The sequence below is a fragment of the Pantoea sp. X-Soil-OKNW-556 genome (assembly GCF_059730695.1).
The window spans coordinates 2,732,121-2,757,410 of the sequence record NZ_AP035990.1; the positions used below are offsets into that span (position 1 = coordinate 2,732,121).

The window sequence follows — 25,290 nt, forward strand, 5'->3', positions numbered from 1 at the left end:
TAATATTAGACGTGTAGGGGACTGAAATCCCTCAACACCGATTCGTCCATCGAGGTCAGGTTGCCCTGAAGCTCCGCGCACAGTTTTGCCATATAGCGCACCAGGAAGTCGGCATTGTGTTCCGCCAGTTGGCGTCCCGCTTCGGTTTGCATAGTTTCAGGCAGGCGTAATAACTTCTTCTGGAAGTGATCCAGCGTCCAGTGCACATCATTCAATTCACGATCTTTGCCCAGAGGATCGTCGCTGTCGAACAGCGGGCGTCCCAGCGCACCGGCAGTATAAAATACCCGCGCCAGACCAATGGCACCCAGTGACTCCAGGCGGTCGGCATCTTGCACAATCTTCGCCTCAAGGGTTTGTGGCGCGATCGCGGCGCTGAAACTGTGCGCCTGCACGGCATGCGCGACAGCATCTATGTGGTCAGCCGGAAAGTCCGGGAAGTCTTGTTGCAGAATGCGGCGCGTCTCTTCAGCGGCGTAAGTTGAGGCCAGATGACGTTCCGGGTGGTTTTTCGGTAAGTTGACAACATCATGAAAGTAGCAAGCGGTCAGCACCACCAGCGCATCGGCATCGCTATTTTGCATAATGCGTGCCGCGCTCATCCAGACACGGCGCAGGTGGGCGATATCATGGGCTTTATCATCGTGCAGCCAGTTCTGCTGCAACCAGTTTTCGAAACGGTTTTGCCAGCCTGTTAGCGACATCGTGCTTCTCCTGTTATTGCTGTTATAAAGCACCGCCGTCAATGACGAGCGTGCTACTCCTGCAAACATCATAGCGGCCCGGTGATGACACTTTCTTTACACTCCTCCTGCATAATCAACTGCGAAAAAATGCGATCCTGATCCTGTTATAGCGCTGTTAACAGCACTTTCCCAGCACCACGCGCGTTTTCGGTATTTCCTCATCCTCGTTTCAGTTAAACGACTCTGTTTAGCAGTGATAATGTTTTAAAGCCATGCGGAAATAGTGTGTAACGGATTAATTCTGGTTTAACTCACTAGCTTAAAACCCGTCGGTCAACCGATCACCCACGACATATTCTGAAAGAGTTCCCATTGTGTCCGTTATAACGTACTGTATCTGAGAAAAATGCGATTTTGTTTTTCCATTGCATCCAATCAAGCACGTTTTTTGCTTGTGAGCCATTTTTAAAACTGAATACGCACTGAATGCCTGACTATAAGGCGACAAATTATTAAGCAAATTGATTTAAACCCATTATGCTAATTCTGCACATCCGTGGACGCGGATGGTTCAGCAAATTCTCCGGGTTGGTAACACAACAAGAGGTAAATCATGAAAGAACGGCCGATTCTTTTTTCCGAACAGCGGGTCCGCGCCCTGCTGGTTGGCCAGCAAACACAGACCCGGCGCATTATGAAGACTCAGGCTTTCGGCCCTGGTCAGGATCATCACGAAGGCGTACACGCATTTGACGTCAGTGCAAACCATCTGCACGGCTATAAACTGATGTCGATGTCAGACATCAGTTATCACTGCCCCTATGGTAAACCCGGCGATCGTCTCTGGGTGCGCGAAACCTGGCGTGGTCCGATCGTGCCTGAGGAACAGTTGGCAGAGTATGAACGCGAGCCACTCCCCTTCCGCGACCCGGTGTATTGTCAGTATCGCGCCGACAGCAATGAGCTGGGGCAGCAGGATGACAATGTGCAAGATGCGGAGCAATTTGGCTGGCAGACGGCCATCCATATGCCACGCTGGGCCAGCCGTATTGATCTTGAGATCACCTCCGTTCGTGCCGAGAAGATTCAGGACATCAGTGAAGACGACATCATGGCAGAAGGCGTGCAGACCGACTCGCACTTCCTGAATAACTTCTTCACCATGAATATGAACTCCGAGTCGCCTAAAGAGGCCTATCGCAAGGCGTGGCAGAAACAATACGGTGCCACCAGTTGGGAAGTGAACCCGTGGGTATGGGTGATCGAGTTCCAGCGTGTGGAGCGTGAAGGGTAAGTCCTCTCTCCGGCAGAGGTGAGGGGTAAACCTCTCACCTTTGCAATCTCAGTCACAGACAAAATTCTTACTAACAGGTTGAATAGACAGCTTTGATTCTGCGCTGGTAATTTTCGCTGTACCGCGCGAGGATACCGTCTTACGCCCTGAAGAGTGAGTGATGCGATGTTCAAATGGCCGTGGCACGCGCAGGTAGAAACTTCAGTCGCAGCGCTGCCGTGGCAACAAGCGCTGGCACAACCTATTTTCTCTCTGCTTGACGAAAACGAGCAAACCAGCCTCATCGCACTGGCACAGCGCTTCCTGCAACAAAAAAAAATCACGCCATTGCAGGCATTGCAACTCGACGAACTGCGTACCGCCCGACTGGCGTTGCTATTTTGCCTGCCAGTGTTGAAGCTCGGCCTGGAATGGCTTGATGGCTTCCATGAAATTTTGATCTACCCCGAGCCCTTCAACGTCGATGACCACTGGCAAGATGACAGCGGCCTGGTGCATCAGGCGGCGGCGGTGCACGCCGGACAAAGCTGGACCCAGGGGCCAGTGGTGTTGAATGCGCTGGATATCCAGGATTCGTTTGATCTCTCCGGCTATAACCTGGTGATCCATGAAGTCGCACATAAACTGGATGCACGCGGCAGCGGCTACACCAGCGGTGTCCCGGCCATTGCCCTGCGTGATGTCGCCAGTTGGGAAAAAGATTTACTTCAGGCGATGGAGGAGATCGAAGCTGAAGTGGAGTTGGTGGGTGAACAAGCCGCCACCATCGATCCCTACGCTGCCAGCGATCCCGCCGAGTGCTTTGCCGTCCTCTCCGAATATTTCTTTAGCGCACCGGATTTACTGGCAGAGCGTTTTCCCGCTATGTACCGCCATCTGCAACAATTCTATCGTCAGGACCCCCTGGCGCGTTTAGCCGCCACGCGACCGGAAATTGCTTAAAGCGTGATCGCTTTGTATTAATGCTAGCCAGTTGAATACAAATGTATTTTTAGCTGTTGACAGCTCCGGCACTGCCCATTAATATGCGCCTCGTTCCAACGATTCCTCTGTAGTTCAGTCGGTAGAACGGCGGACTGTTAATCCGTATGTCACTGGTTCGAGTCCAGTCAGAGGAGCCAAATTCGAAGAAGAGCAGCCTGAAAAGGCTGCTTTTTTTTTGTCTGTAGCGGCGCGATTTATCGCGCTTTTTTGAAAACCTGTGCGATAAATCGCGCCGCCACCCGCTCGTAAAATCCAGAAACACTTGGTTTGTCAGGAAGCGTCAATAAGCACACGATCAAAAACGTACCAGAAGGTACAATAAGCGTGCTTATTAACTTTCTATCACTTACACCATGAAAACCATTTGTTTTAAAATCAGGCTATTGCCTGCCGCCCTCCTTTGCGCTTTGGCAGTACCTGCCGCACAAGCTACCGACTTCTTCCACCAGGACACCCTGACCGGTGACTGGGATGGCGCACGGAGCGATCTCGCCCAGCACGGCGTTAACTTAACCGGCGACTATGTCTCAGAAACCGCAGGCGTGTTGAGCGGCGGCCAGTCTTATGGCACACGCTACGCTCAGCAGATCCGTCTGGGTGCCACCTTTGATTTGAACCGTCTGTTCAATGCGCAGCACGCCGGTACGGTCCAGCTGTCAATCAACGATCGTCGTGGACGCAGCACCTCGGCGGATCTGGTCGGCAACCGTCTGCCAATTCAGGAAGCGTATGGCGGCGAATATACTCGCCTGAGCGAACTGAGCTACGCCAATTATCTCTTCACCCCGCAGTTGCAGTACAAGCTGGGCTGGCTGGCTATGGGGAATGATTTCGGCGGCCTGTCAATTCTGACCAACTTTATGAACGCAGGCTTCTGTGCTCACCCGCTGTCGATGTCAGGTGGCAGCGGCTGGGGTAACTACCCCAACGCCCACCTCGGCGGTGAGTTAAAGTACAGCTTCAATGATAGCTGGGCGCTGCAAACGGCGGTATTTAACGTTAACCCGGAACAGAACAGCGAATCGTCCCGTGCGTTTAAACCCTTTGCACCGGGCACCACCGGCTATATCGTCCCGGTTGAGTTGATCTACAACTTACAGGGTGAGTTACCCGGTCAGTACAAACTCGGTTACTACTACGACAGTTCCAACGTCGCACGTATCGACCAGCCCGATCGCCGTGCTGATAAACGCTGGGGTGCCTACCTGCTGGCCGACCAGACCATTTGGCAGTCCACTTCGCTGCGCAGCCAGAACCTGCATATGTTTGGTCAGGCCACCACCACCGATGCCGCCACCTCGCCGTTCCGTCACTGGTACTCGGCCGGTTTGGTATTGAATGGACCGTTTGCAGCGCGTCCGCATGATGCGATTGCCATTGGTTATGGTCGTGCGGTGTACAACCAGCACAGTCGTGATAATGCCGTTGACAGTTTGCGCGCCAAAGGCGAATTAGCCGACGCAGAAATGGTAAATGGTCTGGATATTGGCGAACAGCTGGTTGAGATGACCTATACCCTGCAAGCAACGCCGTGGCTGTCGGTACGCCCGAGCGTGCAGTACATCAAAGAACCGGGTGCGTTCTCGAATAAAGAGATTAAAGATACCTGGGTTGCGGGTGTGCAGGTTAAAGTGAAGTTCTAAAACAGAATGCCTTCCGCAGAGCTTGCGGAAGGCATAATTGCAGGGGATTAATGGCCGTTCAGCGCCACATCAACCGTTTTCAATACCTGATGCAACTGTGCCGCATCCACCTGTCCCGGTGCAGACGCCGTACCAATCATGCCAAAGGTCAGGTCATCACCAAACACTTCCCCGGAAAGCCGGGAAATCGCCCCCAGGCCGCCCATCGACATCGTCAGCAACGGTTTACGCGAGTAGTCATTGCGGATCTGCGCCGTAGCATCCATCAGTTTCACCACATCACCTGAATCATGCGGCATCACCGCAATTTTCAGAATATCTGCGCCCATGCTGTCCTGCTTACGCAGACGAGCAACGATCTCGCTGGTGGCCGGGGTTTTCTGGAAATCATGGCTGGACATCACCACTTTAATTCCGGCGGCATGGGCAGCGGTGACCACCTGGTGGATCACTGCCGGATCGCGGAACATCTCCACATCGAGAATATCGATAAAGTGATCTTTAATCAGCGCCAGATAGAGCTTGCCATACGCCTTATCGCTGATGGCTTTCGCGCCACCTTCAGACTGCGTACGGAAGGTCAGGATAAGGGGTTTACCCTGCACTTCACCCGCAACCTGTTTGCCCAATGCGCCAACTTGCGCAGCATCGGTGGCGAAATTCAGATAATCAATACGGTATTCAATCAAATCGGCATCCGGGTTCGCGCCGATAACTTTGGCCTGCGCCAGAACCTGGTCGGCTGTCGCGCCGGTGGTAGGGATGATGACTTTCGGCATCCCTTCGCCAATGGTGGTCTGGCGAATGGTGATGGGTTGTGCGTGTCGTACGTTGACGGCCGCAGCCGGTGCGCTGGTGGCGGCAATGGCGCTGGTCACACCTGGCAAGGCCAGCAGCAAAGAAATCGCTAATACACTTTTATGCAAATTCATGGGGAGTTCCTGTTTCGCTAATGACACACCTGACTGGACGAGATCAGCTGCGAGGCTGTCTCTTTCCGGTCGGTTTATTGTTTTAGTTGCAGATGAATGCCGTCAGGTAATGCTGTGTCGCAGCTCGCTCAGGAATGGGTTATTGCATGGGGGCAGGCTTACTTAAAGGTGAAGTAGCACCGTCATCGGTGGTGGCAGTGGATGTCACATTCGCCACCGCTAAATCCGCGCTCAGCGGGGTCTGATAATGGATAGTGCCGTTACCCTGTGCATTAATGGCAACCATCTGATAGCCGAGGAAATGCTCCGCTTCGTCCATCGTTGCTTTGCTGTTGGAGAAAAACTCAATGCGGTAGGCAGTATTGGCCTCCCCTTTCACGCTGCCGTCGATGGTTAGCATCTGCTGGTCACGCACGACACGGGTAATGACCGGCGCAGGCTGATCTTTATTCGGTGTTGCTTCACATCCAGCCACGTTACCATCAATGGCGCAGATTTTTTCCAGCTTGCTGGTGTCATTGCCGATACCACCGCCACGATTACCGATAAAGGCCGCATGTTCGAGGCCTGGCACATTAAATACAATGGCACCGGCATAACCTGGCAGGCAGCTCCCACCGGCAAAGCAACGTTTAATGTCTTTGCCGTTGTCGACCATAATATTTTCAGTGATCCGGTTCACGGCCGGCCCGGTAATCCGGTTAATGCCAAAGCTGCCGTTTTTACCGGGTTCACCCTGCGGGCGCACGGAAACCGCCACCCGATTGCCGATCATGGTATTCCCGGCCACCACGTTGCCCGTCCCACTTAATGTCACCGCAGAAGAGAGATTGGTGAAGGTATTATCGGCAATGTAGTTGCGATTTCCCCAATTGAGCTGTACGCCGTCGGAATAATTTTCAAAATGATTATGAATCACTTCGTTGTCATTCCCCCACAGCATCTCCAGCCCCTGTGAAGGTTCCTGGTTATGTACGTTGTCGGTGGTGACAAAGTTATCCGCAATCAGGTTAAACGAGGCACCACGGGTGGCTTCCATCGCATCACCATTATTAATAAACGTATTGCGGATAATTTTATTACGCTCGGTGGTGGTGGCGGTCGAGTTACCCTTGCCATCATCCCCGGTCAACATAATACCGGCACCGCCATGATTACCGACGATGCGGTTATCTTCAATCACGTTGTTTTTGGCGCGATTCACCAGAATCCCGATACAGAAATTACGCACTTCAACCCCTTGCAGGGTGACATCATGGGTATCGCGCAGCACCAGACCCGGCATGGTCGTGGTACGCACATTAGCACCGTACTGGCCAGGGACGGCACCGGGGCAGGATTGCGGGTCCACACCTTTAATATATCCAGAACCGTCGATGGCGACATATTTCCCTTGTTTAAGGAAATCGGTGTTAATAATCTCTACCGGACCTTTAATTTCCGGTAATGGTTTATTAGGTTTGATAATCAGTGGCTGGTTATTGGCGGAGTGTAATTCAATACGATAATGTCCGGGATTTTGGTTGTTTTTTTCCAGCGCCCAGCGCAGCGTGCCCTGGCTGCCATCATCGGCAGGAGACGTCACCCGTAATACTTCAATACCTTGTGTTGCGTTATCTGCGGCGTGCGAAGCCAATGGCAATAGCAACGCTATTGCACAGGCAATGTTATTTTTAATCATGATGAATTCCGATCTGACTAAAGTAGCCGGAAATAAACACCGTTACTTTCCGGCCCCTGGTTTAATGACTTTTCCATCCCCGATATAATTGTTTTTTACCCTCCTGATTTAAAAGAAGCTGGTCCATAAAGAAGAGATTGGCATCGCCAGCACCAGAGCAGGCAACATATTGGCGACCGGGAAGATTTTAATGCCGCAAATGCGAAAGCCTGTGGCGAACATTAATACGCCGCCAACCGCCGAGAAATCAGCCTGCATCGCGGGCGTGGTTAACGGCAGGATAAACACCGCACCATAGGCGAGCAGTAGCTGAATAATCAGCTGAGGCACCGCAACCACCGCCACCGCGAAACCGAGCGACGTGGCAAAAATCGCGGCGGTAAACAAGTCGAGAAAGGATTTTGCAATCAGGACGCTGGTGTCACCGGTCATCCCTTCATGCATCGAACCGAAAATCCCGGTGCCGCTGGCGCAAAACAGCACGATGATCGCCACATAACTTTGCAGGAACTGCTCCTGCGACTCCTTATCCTGTTCGCCGGAACTGACGAACATCTCGACCAGTCCACGCGCTTTGCTGCCGAGCTTACCGATACCTTTTTCCAGATAACACAGCTCACCCAGCAACGCCCCCAGGATCACCGATAACACCATCACCGGCATATGGCTGACTTTCACCACCAGCACAATCCCCATACACATGGAAGCTGCACCGAAGATCAGCGGCATCGAGGTTCTGATGCGTTCTGGCAGACGCGAACTGAGCAACGCACCGACAATGCCGCCGATCAGCACGGCAGAGCCATTAATATAGGGTCCTATAATCACGATTTATTACTCCTGGTCATTAAAGTCACGTCTTCCCCCCAGCGCGGCAGATCGGCACAATCCAGATCCATCAGCCCCAGAGCACGCGCCACGCTGTGCGCAATTATCTCTTCAACAGTTTGTGGCCGCGCATAAAGCGCGGGCACCGGCGGAAACACAATCGCGCCGGATTCCGTCGCCTGCTGCATATTACGGATATGCCCCAAGTGAAGCGGCGTTTCCCGCACCATTAACACCAGGCGACGGCGTTCTTTCAACACCACATCGGCTGCACGCGTCAGCAGATTGTCAGTCAGGCCATTGGCGATAGCCGCCAGGGTGTGCATCGAACACGGAGCCACCAGCATGCCAAGGGTGCGGAATGAGCCACTGGCAATGGCGGCCCCGACGGCACGGATGGGATAAACCACATCGGCCATTTCCGCGACATCTTCAGCAGTAAGATCGGTTTCATGTTCGCGATTGAGGTGCCCGGCTGGCGAGATCACCAGATGGCTCTCCACCTCCAGCTGACGTAAATAACGCAATGCCTGTACGCCATAGGAAAAACCAGACGCTCCGCTAATGCCAACAATAACCCGTGGTTTACCGCTGCTTCGAATGACAGACCCTGACATGCTGCCTCCTTATTTTTTGTTGAAACCTGGGATGAAGCGATTCACATCCACTTCGAGGAATTCGCTACGGTGGAAGTTAGCTTTCAGGTGGTAAGGCACGGTGCAGTCAAAGATAGTTTTGCAGGCAATACCGTGGTCGCGTACTGACGGGCTGTAGGCCGGATCAGAGGACGGATCAAGCGGATGGCAACGTACACCCGGAATAAACACGGTATCGACATCGCCCTGATAACGGGTGGTCATCGCCCAGATCACATCGTTAATATCAAACACATCGACGTCTTCATCCACCAGCATCACATGTTTCAGCTCAGAGAAAGCGGAGAACGCCAGCAGTGCCGCCTGACGCTGACGACCTTCATCCGCCGGGGTGCGTTTTTTCACCTGCAACACCGCCAGATATTTGCCGGTGCCCGGTGTCGGACAGTGTACGGTCTGCACGAAACCTGGCAGCGCGCGTTCCACCATCTGCAAAATACTGGCTTCAGTCGGGATACCGGCCATATTGGTGTGTTCATCGCTGGGGCCAATACAGGTTTGCAGGATCGGTGAACGACGATGGGTAATGGCTTTGACTTTGATCACCGGCACCTGAGCCTGTGCCGCACCGGTATAACCGGGGAATTCAGGCATCGCTTTGCCGGAATTGGTGTTCTGGTCTTCACGTACACGTACACCGGGCAGCAACTCACCTTCAATCACCACTTCCGCATTGGCGATGGCGCGTGCTTTCACGGTCAGACATTCTGCTAACTCAACGGCCTGGTTACGCAGGCTGCCGGCAATCGACAATTCATCAAAGCCCAGCGGCGTTGTTGGCGGTTCAAAACAGGCACCAATCTCAATCGCCGGATCGACACCGATGCTGATAGAGATCGGCAGCGGTTTACCGGCCGCTTCAGCTTTCTGACGGAAAGTATCGAGGTGACGGCCTGGCACGAAATACATCGAGATTTCGTCTTTGCTTTGCACGCACAGGCGATGGATGGTGACGTCGTGTTCACCGGTTTCCGGATCGGCGGCGTAACACATACCGAGGGTGAAATAAGGGCCGGCATCTTCCGGGGTGTTGGTTGGCGCAGGCAGGATTTTCAGGATATCGAAGTCCGGATCGCTGGCCAGATGCACCACTTCCTGAGATACCGCTTGTTCACGCGGGATAACAATCGGCGCGATCGGGTTAGCGACCGAATCTTTCAGCATAAACGCCAGATTTTCCGGTGTGGTGCCAAACAGGCGTGCCACACGTTTACGTGAAGACAGCAGGCCGATAAGCACGCGCATATCGTTGTAGCCTTTGATTTTGTTGAAAATCATCGCCGGGCCGATTTGCGTCGGACGTTTTACCGTGCCGTGTGCACCGACATAACGGTAAACGCCGGATAATTCCGCGATCGGATCTACAGGTTCATCGGTGTAAATCAATTCATCATCGTACTGGCTTAACACCTCCAGCGCGGAACGTAAATCGGTGACTTTTACTTGCTTCTCAGACATCTCAATGTCCCTCTTGGTCGTGGTAACCGGTGATGCATCGGCGCAGACAGGCGCTGGCACACCTTGAGAACAACAGGAGCGAATTCAGTGGCATAGAACCGGCACCTCCCGTCGTTACCCCCACAGTGTTAGAGGATCACTGATAAGAGTCCAATAATAATACCTGGCGTTTTGATAAAGAGTTATTATCAGTAAAAATCAGGAGGACATCGATGGATTACCGACATTTACACGCCTTTGTCGTACTGGCGGAGGAGCTGCATTTTGGCAAGGCGGCACTGCGTCTGAATATCGCTCAACCGGCGCTGAGCCAGTACATCAAGGCGCTGGAAAAGGAGCTGGATCTTGCGCTATTCACCCGTGACCGGCGGCATGTGGCGCTGACGTTTGAAGGTGAGCAACTGGTGGAAGAGGCACGTATCGCATCCAGTCATTACACCAAGTTCCGCGAAAATGCGCGCAGTTTACGCCTGGGATATCGCGGGCAGATCAAGCTTGGTTACGTCGGTTCTTCGATACTCGACCCGGCACTCACGCTGTTAATTAATGGTTATCGCCAGCGTAAACCAGGCATTGATATCGTGATTGAAGAACGCAATGTTCACGAACAGCTTACACTTCTGTTAACTAATCAAATAGATATCGCCCTGGTACGCTCACCGGTGCCACGATATGATCATCTGGACTATCTCGATCTCGCCACCCGCCCGTTGATTGCGGTGCTCTCACGTCGCCACCCGCTGGCTTCCCAGCCGCGCATTGCGTTGTCACAACTTGCTGCTGAACCCTTTTTGATGCAGGAAGATCCGCCTGGGGTTGGCCTGGGCTGGTCAGCGCTGAACGCCTGCCAGCAGGCGGGATTTGTGCCACAGAAAATCCAACCCACCCGTGATGTCTCGGTGGCTATCGGTCTGGTGTCGATGGGGATGGGGGTCACGCTGGTACCCGAAACCCAGCGTTCGGTAATGATACCCGACGTGGCCTACTGTTTTTTGCAGGATCAGCATGCCACTTCAACGCTGACCATGAGCTGGCAGCGGGAGATAAAGAATAAAGCGTTACATGACTTTATCCAGTTTGCCCGTGAGCTGACACAATAGGCACTCACAGCGCGATAAATCGCGCCGCTACACCTCGGTCCAGCCACGCAGCAGGTTGTGATACATATTCAGCAGCGACAGCAATTCTTCGCTGTCGCCGTGACGCGCTTTCAGGCTCTGAATATTGCGGTCCAGCTCAAACAACATTGCGCGTTGTTTGTCATCGCGCACCATCGACTGAATCCACAGGAATGATGCGACACGCGCGCCACGCGTCACCGGTGTCACGCAGTGCAGGCTGCTGGAGGGATACAACACCAGATGCCCGGCGGGCAGTTTAACCTTGTGCTGGCCGTAGGTGTCTTCAATTACCAGTTCGCCACCGTCATAGCTCTCTGGTTCGCACAGGAACAGCGTGGCGGAAAGATCGGTGCGCATCCAGCCTGCCGCGCCGTTGTGACGCACCGCCCCATCGACATGAAAACCGTAGGTTTCCCCCTGCTCATAACGATTGAATAGCGGTGTGGAAATGCTGCGTGGTAACGCGGCGGAAAAGAACAGCGGGTTGTTGTTCAATGCCTGCAACACCGCCGCCTGCAACCGATCATAGAGCGGCGTACGGGTGTCGATCTGCTGGTTATTTTTCACGGTGGCACCCTGGCTGCCGACCGTTACCCGGCCATCTACCCACTCGGCCTGTTGCAGCAGCGTGGTGAAACTGGCGACCTCTTCCGGCGTGAGCACGGCAGGAATGTGATACATCATCGCGTTGTTCTCTCTTAAAACGTGGGATTAGCACATAGGTAGCGGCGCGATTTATCGCGCCGCTACAGCCGTTAGAAATGCACGTTAGCCGTCAACAGGAAGGTACGCGGCTCACCCGGATGGTAGCGGTAACCACTCTTGTTGATGGAGGCAACATAGTTGGTGTCGAAAACGTTGTAGACGTTAAGCTGCAAATCAAGGTTGTTATTCACCTTATAGCCCAGCTTCGCGTCTGCTACCCAGTATCCTTCGGTGTGGTCTGGCGTGCCCACCGCACCATCGCTACCGCGACGCAGGCTGCCAACATAACGTGCACCGGCTCCCACTGACAGTGCATCGGTGGCCTGATAGTTGGTCCACAGGGTGAAGGCGTGCTTCGGCGTATACGCCAGCGCCGATGAACCATCCTGCGCCACGCTGGCGCCCTCGGTTACAGAAGCATGTTGCAGGGTATAACCAGCGATCACCTGCCAGTCCGGGGTGATATTGCCGGTGGCCGACAGCTCATAACCTTCAACACGTTTCTTACCGTATTGCGAGTAGGTGCCATCGTCATTGGCGGACACTTCGTTCTCAATATCGGTACGGAACAGCGCCGCATTCAACAGCAAACGTTTATCCAACACTTCCCACTTGGTGCCCACTTCGCTGGATTTGGCTTTCTGCGGTTTGAAATCGGTACGGTTGGCGCTATTGCCGGTGCCACCCGCAGCCAGCGCAAAGTTGCTGCCACCCGGCGGTTGCTGGGAAATCGCGTAGTTAACGTAGACGTTACCATGCTCGGTCAGACGATACAGGGCACCGGCTTTCCAGTTGACCAGATTGCCTGATTTCGCGGTATCGACTGTGGTAACCGGCGTACCGGTCGCCACGCCCGCCGGACAGGCCAGCGCACCACGTCCGGTGCCACCACAGGCGGTGGCACTGTCATAATCGGTGTGATAATTGTCGAGACGAATGCCGCCGTTCAGCTCAAAGTTTTTGGTGATCGCCAGCGTATCGAAGGCGTAGATACCAAAGGTGTCGGTCTGGCCGTTGGCATTAGCACCGTTGCGATTCAACCCACCCAGCGAAATGCTGCTGATCGGATGGTAGATATTCACGACAGGTGCGGTAATCGGGGTGACACCGTAGTTGGTCTGGTTCTCACGAGTAAACTCTACCCCGGCGCTGACATCATGCCCGACCGAACCGGTAAAGAACTTCGAGGTGATATTGGTCTGGTTGGTCAGGATGCGGTTACTGACGTCTTTCAGGTTGACGTTACGCGTCCAGGTCCAGGTGCTGACATCGTTCGGGTTCGGCATGCCAATGGTGCTGCCCATCACCGCCGTCAGCAGATACTCCTGCTTCACCCGTGACCAGCGCGTGGTGTTACGGATGGTGGTGCTATCCGACAGGTCATGCTCGAAACGCATGGTCACCGTATCGGTGGTGGATTTATCGAAATCTGAATCGGTGCCGTAATAGTTACTGGTCGCGACTTTGCCAGACGTATTCAGCGCTGAGGACGCTGCGGTAGGCGAAGAGTAGCCCGGCAGCCCGATGGTCGGAATGCCGCCGTCCGGCGTGTTGTTCTGGTGAACGTGCAGATAATTGAGGTACAGGCGAGTAGAGGTATCAAGGCCAAACGCCAATGAGGGTGCCACGCCATAACGTTCATTCTGGATATTATCGCGACCGGCATCATGGGTTTTTTCACCCATTAAATTGAGGCGGAACGCAGCGTTATCGCTGATCGCCTGGTTGTAATCCAGTGTCCCACGACGCATCCAGGCGCTACCCACGCTGACCGACGCATCCAGGCCGGTATCAAGGCGCGGCTGTTTGCTGATCATGTTGATGGAGCCGGACGGCGCGCTACGGCCATAGTCGGTGCCTGACGGGCCTTTGATCACTTCCACCTGCTCGGTGTTAAAGGTATCGCGCGTCACGCTGCCAATATCACGGATACCGTCAACGTAGATGCTGTTGGAGGTATCCATGCCACGCATATACACCGCATCGCCGGTCGATGAACTGCCGTTCTCCCCGGCATAAAACGCCCCGACACCCGGAACGTTTTTCAGTGCATCAGTCAGGTTATTCACACCCTGATCTTTAATCACCTGGTCAGGGATCACCGTGATGGTACGGGTGGTATCCACCAGCGGTTGGGTAAATTTAGGATCGGCGGATACGCCAGGAGAATAGAGTGAAGGCGTTTGTGCCTCCACCACCAGGGTATCGTCGTTCTTTTTGGTGGTGTTGTCAGCGGCCAGCGCGGCGGCTGGCGAGATCCCGATGCACAGCCCGGTAAACAAGGTCAGCGAGTTAAAGCTGCCAAATGGCAGGTTGCGATTTTTATCCATTTTGAAAAGTGTGGGTTCGTTGTAGTTATTGACGCGCACAACGGGCCGTACAAAATGGCCCGCACCTCAAATGATAAGAAGAATGGTTATCATTTACTTTCGTATTTTTGCATGAGCGCAACGGTAAGGAAACACATTTCTTTACGCTAACATTACGAATTCAATACAATTGAAGGAAGTGAGGAGGGTTTGTAAGAATTATTTAAACAATGTGCAGAAATTCGTCAGAAATGGGCAAAAAAAAAAGCGCGATAAATCGCGCAGCTACGGTTTCGAGCGATACGTAGCGGCGCGATTTATCGCGCGTCATCACAGATGGAAGCATTCATCTTTCATAGTAACGGTAAACCGTCGGATGAAATTCAATACCATACAGTTGGCTTACCGGGATCAGCAGCTCAATATGTTTATTGAAATCCACCTCGTCTTGTTCGACCCCGGCAGACTGTGGCTCCACCAGGCGATTAAACCACTGTAGCAGTAACTTTTTCATCGGCAGTTCTCCAGAAATGTTTGACCCTGTCAGTTAAGCGCAATCCGCCATATAACCAAAACAAGAAGTTCTGCGCTTCAATGCTACAAATTGCATATAACGTCAGGCATGCGGGGGCAGCGCAGCACCTTCGATACGACAACGCAGCCAGTCCCGCGCGCGGTAATAACGCAACGTCAATTGCGGGCCAAAACCCATCCAGAACGGCGCTTTATGCAACGGTTCAATCTTCAGTGCCAACTCGCTCACGGGCATGTCCAGCGCCCACTCCGACAGAATGCCGCCGAGCATACTGCCGGTCGGTACGCCACGCCCGGAGAGGCCCGTCAGCGCCACGACGCCGGGTGCCAGTTGATATAAACGCGGAATGGTTCGTTGCTGCATATCCAGCTCGCCGTACCAGAAATAGTCCCAGCGCAGCGGCTGCCCGATGGCCGGATGCAGCCAGCACAGGCGATCGCTCATCACCTGATGGGTATAATTCATCTCGCGCCCACGCCGCCCCATCGGGAACATTGAGGCGACGATGCGCCCTTGCTGGTTATATTTGTAGACATAGATATCACCACGACCGTCATGAATAGTGGTGTTTAGTGGCAATACCTTGCTGCGCAGTGCCGCATCCAGTGGCTGAGTGGCGGCGACAAACACCCGCATGATGCGAAAACTCTGTTCCAGTTGTGGCCAGCCGGCCACGGTGTACGCCCCGGTGGCGAAAATCACTTTATCTGCCAGCACATGACCTTGTGGTGTGATCACCTGCCAGGCTGTTCCCTGCTTTTTCACCTCGCTAACCGGAGAGGCACAGTAAACTTCGCCGCCCTCCTGCCCCACGGCCCGCGCCAGACCACGCGCATAGCCGAGCGGATTAAGATGTCCCCCTTCATGATGAAACCAGCCACCATAAAAACGCGGACTGCCGCTGATGCGCTCCGCCTGCGCCGCATCCACCGCTTCGGTATGCGCCCCAACCGCGTTGTACTGACGCGCTTTTTCCTCAATCAACTTCATCGCACCCGGTCGCGCCGCCGCCTGGAGATAGCCGTTCTGTTGCCATTCACAATCAATGTGATAATCGCGGATCATCGCGCTGACCTGGTGATTGGCCTGGGTCTGGCGTCTGATTAACCGCTCGGCCCAGGGCTCCCCCAGCAAGCGACGCAGTTCCGGCAGCGAGAAATGGGTAAACGTTGGGGTGCAGTGCCCGGCATTGCGCCCGGAGCCACCAAATCCCGCCTGCTGAGCTTCCAGCAGCATGACCTTCACGCCTTGTTTTGCCAGCGTCAGCGCGGTGGTCAGCCCGGTATAACCACCACCCACGATGCAGACATCCGCGCGATGTTCTCCCTGCAAGGAGGGCAAGTCAGGCGCGGGTGCCGCCGTGGCAAACCACAACGAATCTTCGAACGGGGAGAATCGGGCCATTGCGCATCACCTCACTCTTTGTCGCTGCGGGCGTCCAGCGCATCGCGCAGCCCATCACCAATGAAGTTAAAGCAGGTCACCGCCAGCGTAATGGCGATGCCCGGCACCAGCGCCAGCCAGGGCGCACGGATCAGATACTGCTGCGCGCCGTTCAGCATATTGCCCCAACTGGGCAACGGCGGCTGGATACCGTAACCGAGAAAGCTGATATAGGCTTCCAGCAGGATGGCGCGCGCCACCGTCAGCGTGGCTGCCACGATAATCGGCCCGACCACATTCGGCAGCAGCTCACGGAACATAATCCAGCGGCCGGAAAGCCCCAGCATCCGTGCCGCCAGGATGTATTCACGTTCACGCAACGAGCGCACCTCGGCCTCAACGATACGCGCTACTTCCATCCAACTGGTGACGGCGATAATCACCGTGATCATTGCCGGATCGGGCTTGATAAACGCCGCCAGCGCCAGCAACAGAAACACGCTGGGAAAGGCCAGAAAGGCATCGACGATACGCATCAGCACGGCACCGACACGACCACCGTAGTAGCCGGCCACAATGCCGACCAGGGTTCCGAGCATGATGCTCAGCACCATGGCAAAGAAACCCACCAGCAGCGAAATACGCCCGGCCATCAACAGGCGCGCCAGCAAATCACGCCCGAGCGGATCGGTACCGAGCCAGTGCCAGCCAGTCAACGGCGGTGCGAAGCGTGCACGCAGGTCAATATGCAAGTCATCAAACGGCAGCAGCGACGGGCCAAACGCGCAGGCCAGCGCCATCAGGATAATCAGCAACAAGCTGGCGCAGGCCAGTTTATGGCGCACAAAGCGTTGTAAGGTGCGGTTGCGTAGCCAGCGCACAGGCGTTACCGGCGGCGTAATCACAGAAGATGCCATCTTGCCTCCTTAAGCGGGACGAATACGCGGATCGACCAGCGCAGTGATCACATCCGCCAGCAGGTTGCCAATCAGCACCAGAATCGCCGAGCACATCAGCAGCCCCATGACCACCGGATAATCGCTGTAGCCCAGGCTATCGAGAAACAGACGCCCCATGCCCGGCCAGGTAAACACCGTCTCCGCCACCAGCGCGCCGCCCAGAATGGTCGGCAGCTGCATCCCGGCGAGGGTGATCATCGGTAACAGCGCATTGCCTACCACATGCTTCAGCAGCACGCGACGTGGCGGCACCCCTTTGGCCCGCGCGGTTTTGATGAAATCCTGATTGATCACTTCCAGCGTGGCGGTGCGCATATAACGACTCCAGATCGCCACATCAACAAAGGTCAGCACCAGCACCGGCAACACCAGATGGCGCAGCACATCCAGCAGCGAACCATCGCCCACCGTGTACATATTCCCGGCGGGCAGCCATTGCAGCTTCAGGGCAAAGAAGTAGATCGCCACCAGCCCGAACCAGAAGGTCGGAATCGACAACGCCACCATCGCGCCCATAGTGGCAAAGCGATCAAACAGGCTATCGCGCTTGATGGCGCTCTGAATACCGATCCAGACACCGATGGCGATCGAGAACACCATCGAGGTGCACATCAGCAACAACGTCGCCGGTAGATGCGAAAAAATGATGCTCAGGACCGGCTGACCATCGCGATATGAACGCCCCCAGTCACCGCGCAGCAGATGACTGAGCCAGTCGAAATATTGCACCGGCAACGGTCGGTTCAGCCCCATCTGTGTGGCGATACGCTGCATCGCCTCCTGGGTCATCCCCGGTGTTAAGGCGTATTGCGACAACGGCCCGCCCGGAGCCAGATTGAGGGCAGCGAAACCGATAATGGATACCAGGAACAACAAAATGATGCTTTGACCGCAACGTCGTAACAGAAATGCGCCCACGGCTCTCCTCCCCGGCGTGACGGCTTCCTGCCCGTCACGCACGTTGTGAATGGAATCAGGCTTTCTTATCCCAGTACCAGGTGTTGGCGTTCCAGCTATCGATACGCACGTTGATGTTGGGCGTGATATTCTCCGCGCCCTCTTTGTGCCCGCGCACGTTGGCAAAGCTGAACAGCGTCAGGAATGGCATGTCCTTCCGCACCAGCGACTGGATTTGCAGGTAAGCCGCTTTGCGTTGCTCCGGCGCGAACTCGGCACTGCCCTGCGCCAGCAGTTTGTCCACTTCGGGATTTTTGTACTGGAACACATTCTGCCCCGCGCCCCCCTGCGCCGGGATGGCATCAGAACGCATATACGTGGCAGTATCGGGATCAGAGCCGGTGAGGTAATTCAGGCCGACAATGGCGCTGTCAAACTTCGACAGCATCCAGTAATCCCCCCACATCACCGCCGGTGGCAGGTTGGAAATCTTCATCTCCACACCAATCTCCTGGAAGCTCTGCTGCATAAACTGCTGCATCTGTTCGCGCAGATGGTTGCCAGCGGTGGTGGAGTTGGTAAACGACAGTTTGACGCCATTCTTTTCGCGAATACCGCCCGCTCCCGGTTTCCAGCCCGCTTTATCCAGCAGGGCTTTGGCCTTGTCGAGATTGAATTCGTGTGCCGGGAGGGAGGCGTTGAAATAGGCCGACTGACGCGGCATATAGGTTTCGGTCGGTTTCGGCAGTCCGTAGTAAAGCGCATCAATAATGGTTTGTTTATCAATGGCGTAATACAACGCCTCTCGCACGGCCGGGTCCTGGAACTGAGGACGGGCGAGGTTAAACGCAAAGTTCTCAATGGTGGCGCTCTGGAATACGTCCACCACTTTCCCCGGTAATTTTTTCGCCTCGTCGTAGTGGTCGGCTGAAATCCACTGCAACCCGGCGATATCGATATCGCCAGAGACAAACTGGGTATACATCACGTTGAGATCCGGGATGTACTTATAAATCAGACGGTCGAGCTTCGGTCCATCACCGTAGTACTCTTTGTTAGCGGTCAGTTCGATATGATCGCCCGGCACGCGCTGCTGCCACTTGAACGGTCCGGTGCCAATCGGCGCGCTGTTAAACGGCGCGGTGTTTTTGTCCTGCACGTTGGCAAAGCCGTGTTTGGGAATGATAAAGGTGGCGGCGAGGATCGAGGTGTAAGGCGAATAGGGTTTCTCCATCCGCCATTTGATTTCAGTCGGTGAGACAATGGTGATATCACGCACCAGTTCATGTCCGGAACGGCTCCAGCTGCGGAAATTCGGGTCCACCAGCAACTCAAGGGTGAACTTCACGTCTTCCGCAGTGAACGGCTGGCCATCGTGCCACTTCACGCCATCGCGCAGTTTGAGATGAAAATTCAGCCCATCGGCAGAGATGCCGCCATTAGCCTGGGTTGGCACTTCGGTCGCCAGTGCCGGGGTGAAGTTACCTTTCTCATCAACGCCGAACAGCGGATCAAACAGGCTGAAATGCAGACCGTCATCCACCTCGATATGCGGCATCAACGGGTTGAACACCGTCGGTTCCTGCGAGAATCCGACCACCATCTGTCCACCGCTACCGGCTGCTCCGGTCATCGCCGCGCGTGCGACATTGCTGCCAAACAGCCCTGGCAGCGCCATCGCGGCGGTGCCGGAGGCCAGATACACCAGCGCCTGCCGACGGGAAATTTTTGGCAGGGAATCTGCAAACTTATCACTCATCGTTTTTCCTCAGGTGAACAGAAACACAACGCCGCGCAGCGGCAATCAGAGTTAGTAGCCGGTCATAATTTCAATCTTCGAACCATCAGTGAAACGTGAAAAACGGAACGCTTTCGGGTCCACCACCGGCGTGCGGTTCAGCACCAGATCGGCGGTGAGACGCCCGGCTCCCGGACCAATGCCAAAGCCGTGACCCGAGAAGCCGGTCGCCATCACCAGGCCGGGATAGCGGTCAACATGGGAAATCACCGGAATGGCGTCGGGCAGCACATCGATGCATCCGCCCCAGCGTTGCGCCACCTTCAGTCCGGCCAGCGCCGGCAGTTGCTGCTTCAGTTGCTCCAGCACGTTATTGGTGAGTTTTTTCGACGGCGGCAGGTCCAGTACGCGGCAGTACTCAAACGGGCTGGGTTCATCCAGATGCCAGTGGCGTGCCATCCGCCACTCGTCATAGAAACGTCCGGTCAGCCGCAGCCGCAACGAACCCCATTCATGGCGCAGCGCAGGCAGGAAGTTACGCGCAAAGCGGAAGCTGTCCGGCACAATATCCACTTCACTTTCATGACCGGAGGCGATGGAGTAGCCGCCGTCCTGACGTTTGCGAATGGCAAAATCGCGTGTCCAGAATGCCGCTTCCGGGCCACCGGGCAGTGGCTCAGTGCGCACCACGCTGTTTAATACCTTGAGCTGCGGCAGAAAAAGGCCAAAACGTTGTGCCATCAAACTGGACCAGGCGCCTCCTGCCAGCACCACCGTCTGGCAGGCGATGGCACCGCGTTCGGTTACCACCCCGGAAATCCGCCCACCGCTGGTTTCAATGCCGCGCACCGCGCACTCCGTCAGAATATGAGCGCCGTGGCGACGCGCCGCTTCGGCAATGACCGGGGCCGCTTTCTGCGGCTCGGCGCGGCCATCATCCGGGGTGTAGAGTGCACCAACGCCCTGCACTTTATGGCCGGGAAACAGTTTCGCGACCCCGTCACGATCCAGCATCTCAGCACGAAAGCCGGTGCCATCCATATGGCGCGACCAGTTTTGCAGTTCACTGAATTCCTGGTCGTTAGCACAGTTAAAGGTGATGCCTGCACGCCGATAACCGGTATCCGCCTGTAAACGCTGATCCAGTTGCTGCCAGAGTCGCAGCGATTCAGCCATCAGCGGCACTTCACGCGGATCACGCCGTGCCAGTCGCACCCATCCCCAGTTGCGGCTTGACTGCTCATGACCAATGCCGCCCTTTTCGCACAGTGCGACACTGACGCCCTGCTCAGCAATTTCCAGCGCGGTAGCGCAGCCAATAATGCCGCCGCCAATCACCACCACATCGACTTTTTCCGGTAATGTCACATCGCCGTGCACGGGTACTACAAACGGACCTGGCATAATTATTCCCACAGGTTATTGACGGTTATTAATTTCCGACATCAGACGCACGCAGCGATATTTCGGCAACAGTTCACCGTGCGGGGAAAATTAATTTCTCCCCACCGTAATCATCCGATTTTATTACTGCGTTACGGCTGTAAGACTTTTTTTAATAAACGGATGACGGTCTGTTTTTCTCTCGCCGTCAGCCGTTGAAAAAAACGATCTTCCTGTAGCTGTGTCAGCTCACGTACACGCTGTGCCAGCGCCTGACCATGTTCGGTAAGAAACAATGCCTGAGAGCGGTTATCGCTATGATCAGCTTCGCGCCTCAGCAACTGTTGTTGTTCCATCTGGTCGAGCAGGCGCGCCATAGCGGAACGGTCGCGCTGGATCACATCGGCAATCACCGAAGGCCGAATACCGGGGTGGCGGTCGACCACCAGCAGGGTGCTGATTTTGCCGGTGCCGCGCGCCACTTCGAGTCCGGCCAGCTGCTGGTCAAGGTCGCGCGACACGGCGATATTGATGCTGCGAATGTAAAAACTCAGCATATTACCCAAGGGTCCCAAATCCACGTCGGTGGCCTGTTGCGGAACGGCAGGTACGGCTGGTTTTGTCATTCTGCGCTCCACATAACTGAAAAAAACGTCTCAGAAGAAGGGATTAGGGCAGTACAAACTTTCCTCCAGTATTGGTGAGATAGTGGACAATGACAACGACTTTTGTCATAGCTTTTTCCAATTTCACTTAAGATGCCACCCGCTCTTCGGCATGACCGGGAATGGCGCTAACCAACTGTTGGGTATAGCGATGCTGCGGCTCACGGAACACCGCCTGTGGTGTGCCCTGCTCGACAATTTCACCTTTGAACAGCACCGCGATGCGGTCACAAATCTGACTGGCAACGCGCAAATCATGGGTAATAAAAATCATCGCCACCTGGGTTTGCTGTTGAATGCTGCGCAACAATTCCAGCACCTGTGCCTGAATTGACACATCCAGCGCCGACACCGACTCATCAGCCACCAGCAGCACCGGATCGAACATCAGCGCACGCGCAATGCCGATACGCTGGCGCTGGCCACCGGAGAACTCATGCGGGAAGCGGTTCCAGGCACTGGCATCCAGCCCAACCCGTTGCAACAGTTGTTTCGCCTTGCGTTCGACTTCGTGCGGTGTCATGCCACCCAGCGCCAGCGGCCCAGCCGACAGAATGGTGCCAATGGTGTGACGTGGGTTGAGCGAGGCAAACGGATCCTGAAAAATCATCTGGATATAGCGGCGCAGCGGGCGGAATTCGTTCTCTTTCATTGGCTGGATATCACGGCCATCAAACAGGATTTCGCCACTATCGGCCGCCAACAGCTTCAGCAGCACCCGCCCGAGCGACGATTTGCCCGAACCGGACTCCCCGACAATACCGAGAGTTTCACCCTTATTGAGGCTGAAGCTGACGTTGTTCAGCGCCTTCACTTCGCGGCTGCGGCTCAGCCAGCCGCCGTCGCTGCGGTAGGTTTTTACCAGGTTTTTCACCTGCAATACCGTTGGCGTATTACGTATGTCTTTTTCCCCGGCATGCATGCGGGGCACGGCGGCAATCAGCTTTTGCGAATAGGGATGTTGCGGCGCGTTAAGCACCTGCTGCGCCGGGCCGGACTCCACCATATGGCCCTTCTCCATCACAATCACCCGATCGGCAATCTCTTCCACCACGCCAAAATCGTGGGTAATAAACATCACGCTCATCGCCTTGCGCTGTTGCAGGCCACGAATCAGACGCAGAATTTGTGCCTGTGTGGTGACATCGAGCGCCGTGGTGGGTTCATCCGCAATCAGCACATCGGGGTCGAGCGCCAGCGCCATGGCGATCATCACCCGCTGACGCTGCCCGCCGGAGAGGCGAAACGGATGTTGATGCTGGATTTTATCGGGCTCCGGCAGCCCCACCTCTTCCAACAGCGCCAGCACTTTTTGCTGGCGTGACGCGGCAGTGCCAACGTTGTGCGCCAGCATCACCTCCGCGATCTGCTCGCCGATGGTCATCAATGGGTTGAGGGCCGACAGCGGGTCCTGGAAAATGATGGCGAGGGTTTTGCCCTGGAGCTGGCGCAACTGTTCCGGCGTTTGTTGCAGCAGATTGGTGCCGCGCAACAGGATCTCGCCACCCTGCACGCGCAGGGCTTTGGGTAACAGGCCCATAGCAGCATGGGCGGTCACGGATTTGCCCGAGCCGGATTCACCGATAATGCAGAGAATTTCTCCCGGCCACAGATCAAAGCTGAGATTTTCCACCGCAAAGCGACGGTCCATCCCGGCGGGCAGCGCCACCGAAAGTTGGCGCACGGAAAATAATGGGGCGATGTTGTCAGGCTTTTCCATATTGACGCTCCTGGTTGCACAGAAAAATAATTTTTTCAGTATCTAAGCCAGCGGTTAAATAACGGAATTGACCAGCAGGATGAATTTAATTTTTAAATTAAGAAGGGAAAATGACACAGAAAGGTTGAGAATAAATAATAGGTTTTACTTATTTGCCTGGGCGGTGGTGTACGCTGATACCCTCACCCCGGCCCTCTCCCGCAAGCGGGAGAGGGAGGTAGTGCAAAATGGTAGCCGGTGCACGCATCAGTCCCCTCTCCCGCTTGCGGGAGAGGGTTAGGGTGAGGGCATTACCCTCCGCTTCTGGCGATCATCCGGCGATAATTATTCAGCCATTTGCCGCTGGTCAGACGCCACCAGAAGCAGATACCGCGCACGGTCCAGTCGAGGAACATGCCAAGCCATACGCCAATCACCCCCATACCCAGCACAATGCCAAGCAGATAACCGGCCACCACGCGCGCGCCCCACATGCTGAACATCGAGACATACATGGTGTAACGCGCATCGCGTGCACCTTTCAGCCCGGCAGGTAGCACCCAGGAGGCGGTCCAGATTGGCATAAACGCGGCGTTCAGCCAGATCAGGTGTTTGGTCACCGAAATCACCTCCGGGTCGCGGGTATAGAACTTCGCCAGCAACCCGGCTATCGGCACGGTAATCGCCGCCAGGCTACATAAGCCAATCATCGCCAGCCAGAATACATGTTTGATTTGCCGTTCCGCCTGCATCACCTGGTTACGCCCAAGACGTTTGCCGGTGATAATGGTCGACGCCGACCCCAGGGCATTGCCCGGCAGGTTAATCAACGTGGCGATGGAGAAGGCGATAAAGTTGCCGGCGATTTCGTTGGTCCCCATTCCGGCGACAAAAATCTGCGTCAGCAGCTTACCGCCGTTAAACAACACCGACTCGATACTGGCCGGAACACCGATACTTAGCACCTCCATCAAAATGCCGTAGTTCCAGCGTCGGAAGTAGCTTTGGATGGAGATTTTCAGCGCCGGGTTGATACCGAGATACAGCACATAAATCGCCGCAATCGCCCCGATATAGCGTGAGATAGTCAGCCCCAGCCCGGCACCGATAAAGCCCAACCCTTCCCAACCGAGACAGCCATAGATCAGCACGGTACTGATGACGATATTGAGGATGTTCATCCCGCCGTTAATCAGCATCGGGATTTTGGTATTTCCTGCCCCACGCAGCGCCCCGCTGCCTATCAAGGCAATCGCTGCCGCCGGGTAACTCCACGCCGAGGTTTGCAGGTAGCTGAGCGCCAGCGCCTTGACCTTGGGTTCGGCGCTACCGGCGATGACATCAATGATCAGGTGGCCCCAAACCTCAATGGCGATCACCAACACAAACGCCAGCACCGTCATCAATCCCAGCGACTGGCGGGTTGCCGCGCGCGCCCGTTTGCCGTTGCGTTTGGCAAGGCTGAACGCCACCACCACCGTAGTGCCGAGATCGATAGCGGCGAAGAATGAGATGATCACCATATTGAAGCTGTCGGCCAGACCTACGCCTGCCATCGCTTCTTTACCCAGCCAGCTGACCAGGAAGGTACTGAGGACGCCCATCAGCATCACACATAAGTTTTCGATAAAGATGGGCACGGCCAGCGGCGTGATCTCACGCCATAACAGCGTGCGATAAGAACGGCGTTTCGGATACCACGCCGTATTTCTGATCGCACGCATCACTGCTACG

The 25,290-nt window shown here is 55.2% G+C and carries 21 protein-coding genes and 1 tRNA gene; 5 read left to right on the forward strand and 17 right to left on the reverse strand.

From position 1 onward, the window contains the following. Positions 1-5: 5 nt before the first annotated feature. Entirely contained in the window at positions 6-704 is a 699-nt protein-coding gene (locus AC6I8T_RS12930) for a phosphohydrolase (protein WP_021182843.1), read from the reverse strand. Between the two features lie 595 nt (positions 705-1,299). Here AC6I8T_RS12930 and AC6I8T_RS12935 point away from each other — a divergent pair. The 4 genes from AC6I8T_RS12935 (at position 1,300) to AC6I8T_RS12950 (ending at position 4,607) form a co-directional block, all read left to right on the forward strand. After that, the gene (locus tag AC6I8T_RS12935) at positions 1,300-1,980 is read left to right on the forward strand and encodes an ASCH domain-containing protein (protein ID WP_208724103.1); all 681 of its coding nucleotides are present in this window, start codon (positions 1,300-1,302) and stop codon (positions 1,978-1,980) included. Positions 1,981-2,145: 165 nt separating this feature from the next. Beyond that, on the forward strand, positions 2,146-2,922 hold the full coding sequence (gene mtfA, locus AC6I8T_RS12940; RefSeq protein WP_208724102.1) for a DgsA anti-repressor MtfA: 777 nt from the start codon (positions 2,146-2,148) through the stop codon (positions 2,920-2,922). 103 nt (positions 2,923-3,025) lie between these two features. Beyond that, a tRNA-Asn gene (locus AC6I8T_RS12945) sits at positions 3,026-3,101 on the forward strand. Between the two features lie 270 nt (positions 3,102-3,371). Further along, the gene (locus tag AC6I8T_RS12950; protein ID WP_415173048.1) at positions 3,372-4,607 is read left to right on the forward strand and encodes a carbohydrate porin; all 1,236 of its coding nucleotides are present in this window, start codon (positions 3,372-3,374) and stop codon (positions 4,605-4,607) included. A 47-nt stretch (positions 4,608-4,654) separates the two neighbouring features. Here the strand turns inward: AC6I8T_RS12950 and aroD are convergent, their stop codons facing one another. From aroD to AC6I8T_RS12975, 5 genes are all read right to left on the reverse strand, one after another. Continuing rightward, positions 4,655-5,539, reverse strand: a complete 885-nt coding sequence (gene aroD, locus AC6I8T_RS12955) for a type I 3-dehydroquinate dehydratase (RefSeq protein ID WP_497833981.1) — start codon at positions 5,537-5,539, stop codon at positions 4,655-4,657. Between the two features lie 139 nt (positions 5,540-5,678). Further along, positions 5,679-7,220, reverse strand: a complete 1,542-nt coding sequence (locus AC6I8T_RS12960) for a right-handed parallel beta-helix repeat-containing protein (protein WP_208724099.1) — start codon at positions 7,218-7,220, stop codon at positions 5,679-5,681. A gap of 108 nt (positions 7,221-7,328) precedes the next feature. Beyond that, positions 7,329-8,048, reverse strand: a complete 720-nt coding sequence (locus tag AC6I8T_RS12965; RefSeq protein ID WP_021182837.1) for a DUF554 domain-containing protein — start codon at positions 8,046-8,048, stop codon at positions 7,329-7,331. Beyond that, positions 8,045-8,665, reverse strand: coding sequence for a UbiX family flavin prenyltransferase (locus AC6I8T_RS12970; RefSeq protein ID WP_208724098.1), 621 nt, complete (start codon positions 8,663-8,665; stop codon positions 8,045-8,047). Before AC6I8T_RS12970 ends, AC6I8T_RS12965 begins: the two co-directional genes overlap by 4 nt. 9 nt (positions 8,666-8,674) lie before the next feature. After that, a complete protein-coding gene (locus AC6I8T_RS12975; protein ID WP_021182835.1) occupies positions 8,675-10,162 on the reverse strand; it encodes a UbiD family decarboxylase in 1,488 nt (495 codons plus the stop codon). A 212-nt stretch (positions 10,163-10,374) separates the two neighbouring features. Between AC6I8T_RS12975 and AC6I8T_RS12980 the strand changes: the two genes are divergently transcribed. Next, entirely contained in the window at positions 10,375-11,262 is an 888-nt protein-coding gene (locus AC6I8T_RS12980) for a LysR family transcriptional regulator (RefSeq protein ID WP_497833982.1), read from the forward strand. Between the two features lie 27 nt (positions 11,263-11,289). Here the strand turns inward: AC6I8T_RS12980 and ybiX are convergent, their stop codons facing one another. From ybiX to AC6I8T_RS13035, 11 genes are all read right to left on the reverse strand, one after another. Beyond that, the gene (ybiX, locus tag AC6I8T_RS12985; protein ID WP_021182833.1) at positions 11,290-11,967 is read right to left on the reverse strand and encodes a PKHD-type hydroxylase YbiX; all 678 of its coding nucleotides are present in this window, start codon (positions 11,965-11,967) and stop codon (positions 11,290-11,292) included. Positions 11,968-12,038: 71 nt separating this feature from the next. Beyond that, positions 12,039-14,318 carry a catecholate siderophore receptor Fiu gene (locus AC6I8T_RS12990; RefSeq protein WP_208724095.1) on the reverse strand — a complete coding sequence of 760 codons (2,280 nt, stop codon included), beginning with the start codon at positions 14,316-14,318 and terminating at the stop codon, positions 12,039-12,041. A 325-nt stretch (positions 14,319-14,643) separates the two neighbouring features. After that, positions 14,644-14,811, reverse strand: a complete 168-nt coding sequence (locus AC6I8T_RS12995; RefSeq protein ID WP_497833983.1) for a hypothetical protein — start codon at positions 14,809-14,811, stop codon at positions 14,644-14,646. Between the two features lie 102 nt (positions 14,812-14,913). After that, a complete protein-coding gene (locus AC6I8T_RS13000) occupies positions 14,914-16,236 on the reverse strand; it encodes an NAD(P)/FAD-dependent oxidoreductase (RefSeq protein WP_497833984.1) in 1,323 nt (440 codons plus the stop codon). An 11-nt stretch (positions 16,237-16,247) separates the two neighbouring features. Continuing rightward, a complete protein-coding gene (locus AC6I8T_RS13005; RefSeq protein WP_021182829.1) occupies positions 16,248-17,132 on the reverse strand; it encodes an ABC transporter permease in 885 nt (294 codons plus the stop codon). A 9-nt stretch (positions 17,133-17,141) separates the two neighbouring features. Next, positions 17,142-18,092, reverse strand: a complete 951-nt coding sequence (locus AC6I8T_RS13010) for an ABC transporter permease (protein WP_021182828.1) — start codon at positions 18,090-18,092, stop codon at positions 17,142-17,144. Between the two features lie 55 nt (positions 18,093-18,147). Then, the gene (locus AC6I8T_RS13015; protein WP_021182827.1) at positions 18,148-19,830 is read right to left on the reverse strand and encodes a peptide ABC transporter substrate-binding protein; all 1,683 of its coding nucleotides are present in this window, start codon (positions 19,828-19,830) and stop codon (positions 18,148-18,150) included. Between the two features lie 51 nt (positions 19,831-19,881). Next, a complete protein-coding gene (locus tag AC6I8T_RS13020) occupies positions 19,882-21,213 on the reverse strand; it encodes an NAD(P)/FAD-dependent oxidoreductase (protein WP_497833985.1) in 1,332 nt (443 codons plus the stop codon). 131 nt (positions 21,214-21,344) lie between these two features. Next, entirely contained in the window at positions 21,345-21,818 is a 474-nt protein-coding gene (locus AC6I8T_RS13025) for a MarR family winged helix-turn-helix transcriptional regulator (protein ID WP_021182825.1), read from the reverse strand. 127 nt (positions 21,819-21,945) lie between these two features. Then, on the reverse strand, positions 21,946-23,577 hold the full coding sequence (locus AC6I8T_RS13030; RefSeq protein WP_208724090.1) for an ABC transporter ATP-binding protein: 1,632 nt from the start codon (positions 23,575-23,577) through the stop codon (positions 21,946-21,948). Between the two features lie 290 nt (positions 23,578-23,867). After that, positions 23,868-25,280: an EmmdR/YeeO family multidrug/toxin efflux MATE transporter gene (locus AC6I8T_RS13035; protein ID WP_208724089.1), complete on the reverse strand. Its 1,413-nt coding sequence runs from the start codon at positions 25,278-25,280 to the stop codon at positions 23,868-23,870. Positions 25,281-25,290: the final 10 nt, after the last annotated feature.

Bases quoted from the DNA above. Each gene is read 5' to 3' on its own strand.
- AC6I8T_RS12930 (WP_021182843.1), bottom strand. From the start codon at position 704: ATGTCGCTAACAGGCTGGCAAAACCGTTTCGAAAACTGGTTGCAGCAG.
- AC6I8T_RS12935 (WP_208724103.1), top strand. From the start codon at position 1,300: ATGAAAGAACGGCCGATTCTTTTTTCCGAACAGCGGGTCCGCGCCCTG.
- mtfA (WP_208724102.1), top strand. From the start codon at position 2,146: ATGTTCAAATGGCCGTGGCACGCGCAGGTAGAAACTTCAGTCGCAGCG.
- aroD (WP_497833981.1), bottom strand. From the start codon at position 5,539: ATGAATTTGCATAAAAGTGTATTAGCGATTTCTTTGCTGCTGGCCTTG.
- AC6I8T_RS12960 (WP_208724099.1), bottom strand. From the start codon at position 7,220: ATGATTAAAAATAACATTGCCTGTGCAATAGCGTTGCTATTGCCATTG.
- AC6I8T_RS12970 (WP_208724098.1), bottom strand. From the start codon at position 8,665: ATGTCAGGGTCTGTCATTCGAAGCAGCGGTAAACCACGGGTTATTGTT.
- AC6I8T_RS12975 (WP_021182835.1), bottom strand. From the start codon at position 10,162: ATGTCTGAGAAGCAAGTAAAAGTCACCGATTTACGTTCCGCGCTGGAG.
- AC6I8T_RS12980 (WP_497833982.1), top strand. From the start codon at position 10,375: ATGGATTACCGACATTTACACGCCTTTGTCGTACTGGCGGAGGAGCTG.
- ybiX (WP_021182833.1), bottom strand. From the start codon at position 11,967: ATGATGTATCACATTCCTGCCGTGCTCACGCCGGAAGAGGTCGCCAGT.
- AC6I8T_RS12990 (WP_208724095.1), bottom strand. From the start codon at position 14,318: ATGGATAAAAATCGCAACCTGCCATTTGGCAGCTTTAACTCGCTGACC.
- AC6I8T_RS12995 (WP_497833983.1), bottom strand. From the start codon at position 14,811: ATGAAAAAGTTACTGCTACAGTGGTTTAATCGCCTGGTGGAGCCACAG.
- AC6I8T_RS13000 (WP_497833984.1), bottom strand. From the start codon at position 16,236: ATGGCCCGATTCTCCCCGTTCGAAGATTCGTTGTGGTTTGCCACGGCG.
- AC6I8T_RS13005 (WP_021182829.1), bottom strand. From the start codon at position 17,132: ATGGCATCTTCTGTGATTACGCCGCCGGTAACGCCTGTGCGCTGGCTA.
- AC6I8T_RS13015 (WP_021182827.1), bottom strand. From the start codon at position 19,830: ATGAGTGATAAGTTTGCAGATTCCCTGCCAAAAATTTCCCGTCGGCAG.
- AC6I8T_RS13020 (WP_497833985.1), bottom strand. From the start codon at position 21,213: ATGCCAGGTCCGTTTGTAGTACCCGTGCACGGCGATGTGACATTACCG.
- AC6I8T_RS13025 (WP_021182825.1), bottom strand. From the start codon at position 21,818: ATGACAAAACCAGCCGTACCTGCCGTTCCGCAACAGGCCACCGACGTG.
- AC6I8T_RS13030 (WP_208724090.1), bottom strand. From the start codon at position 23,577: ATGGAAAAGCCTGACAACATCGCCCCATTATTTTCCGTGCGCCAACTT.
- AC6I8T_RS13035 (WP_208724089.1), bottom strand. From the start codon at position 25,280: ATGCGTGCGATCAGAAATACGGCGTGGTATCCGAAACGCCGTTCTTAT.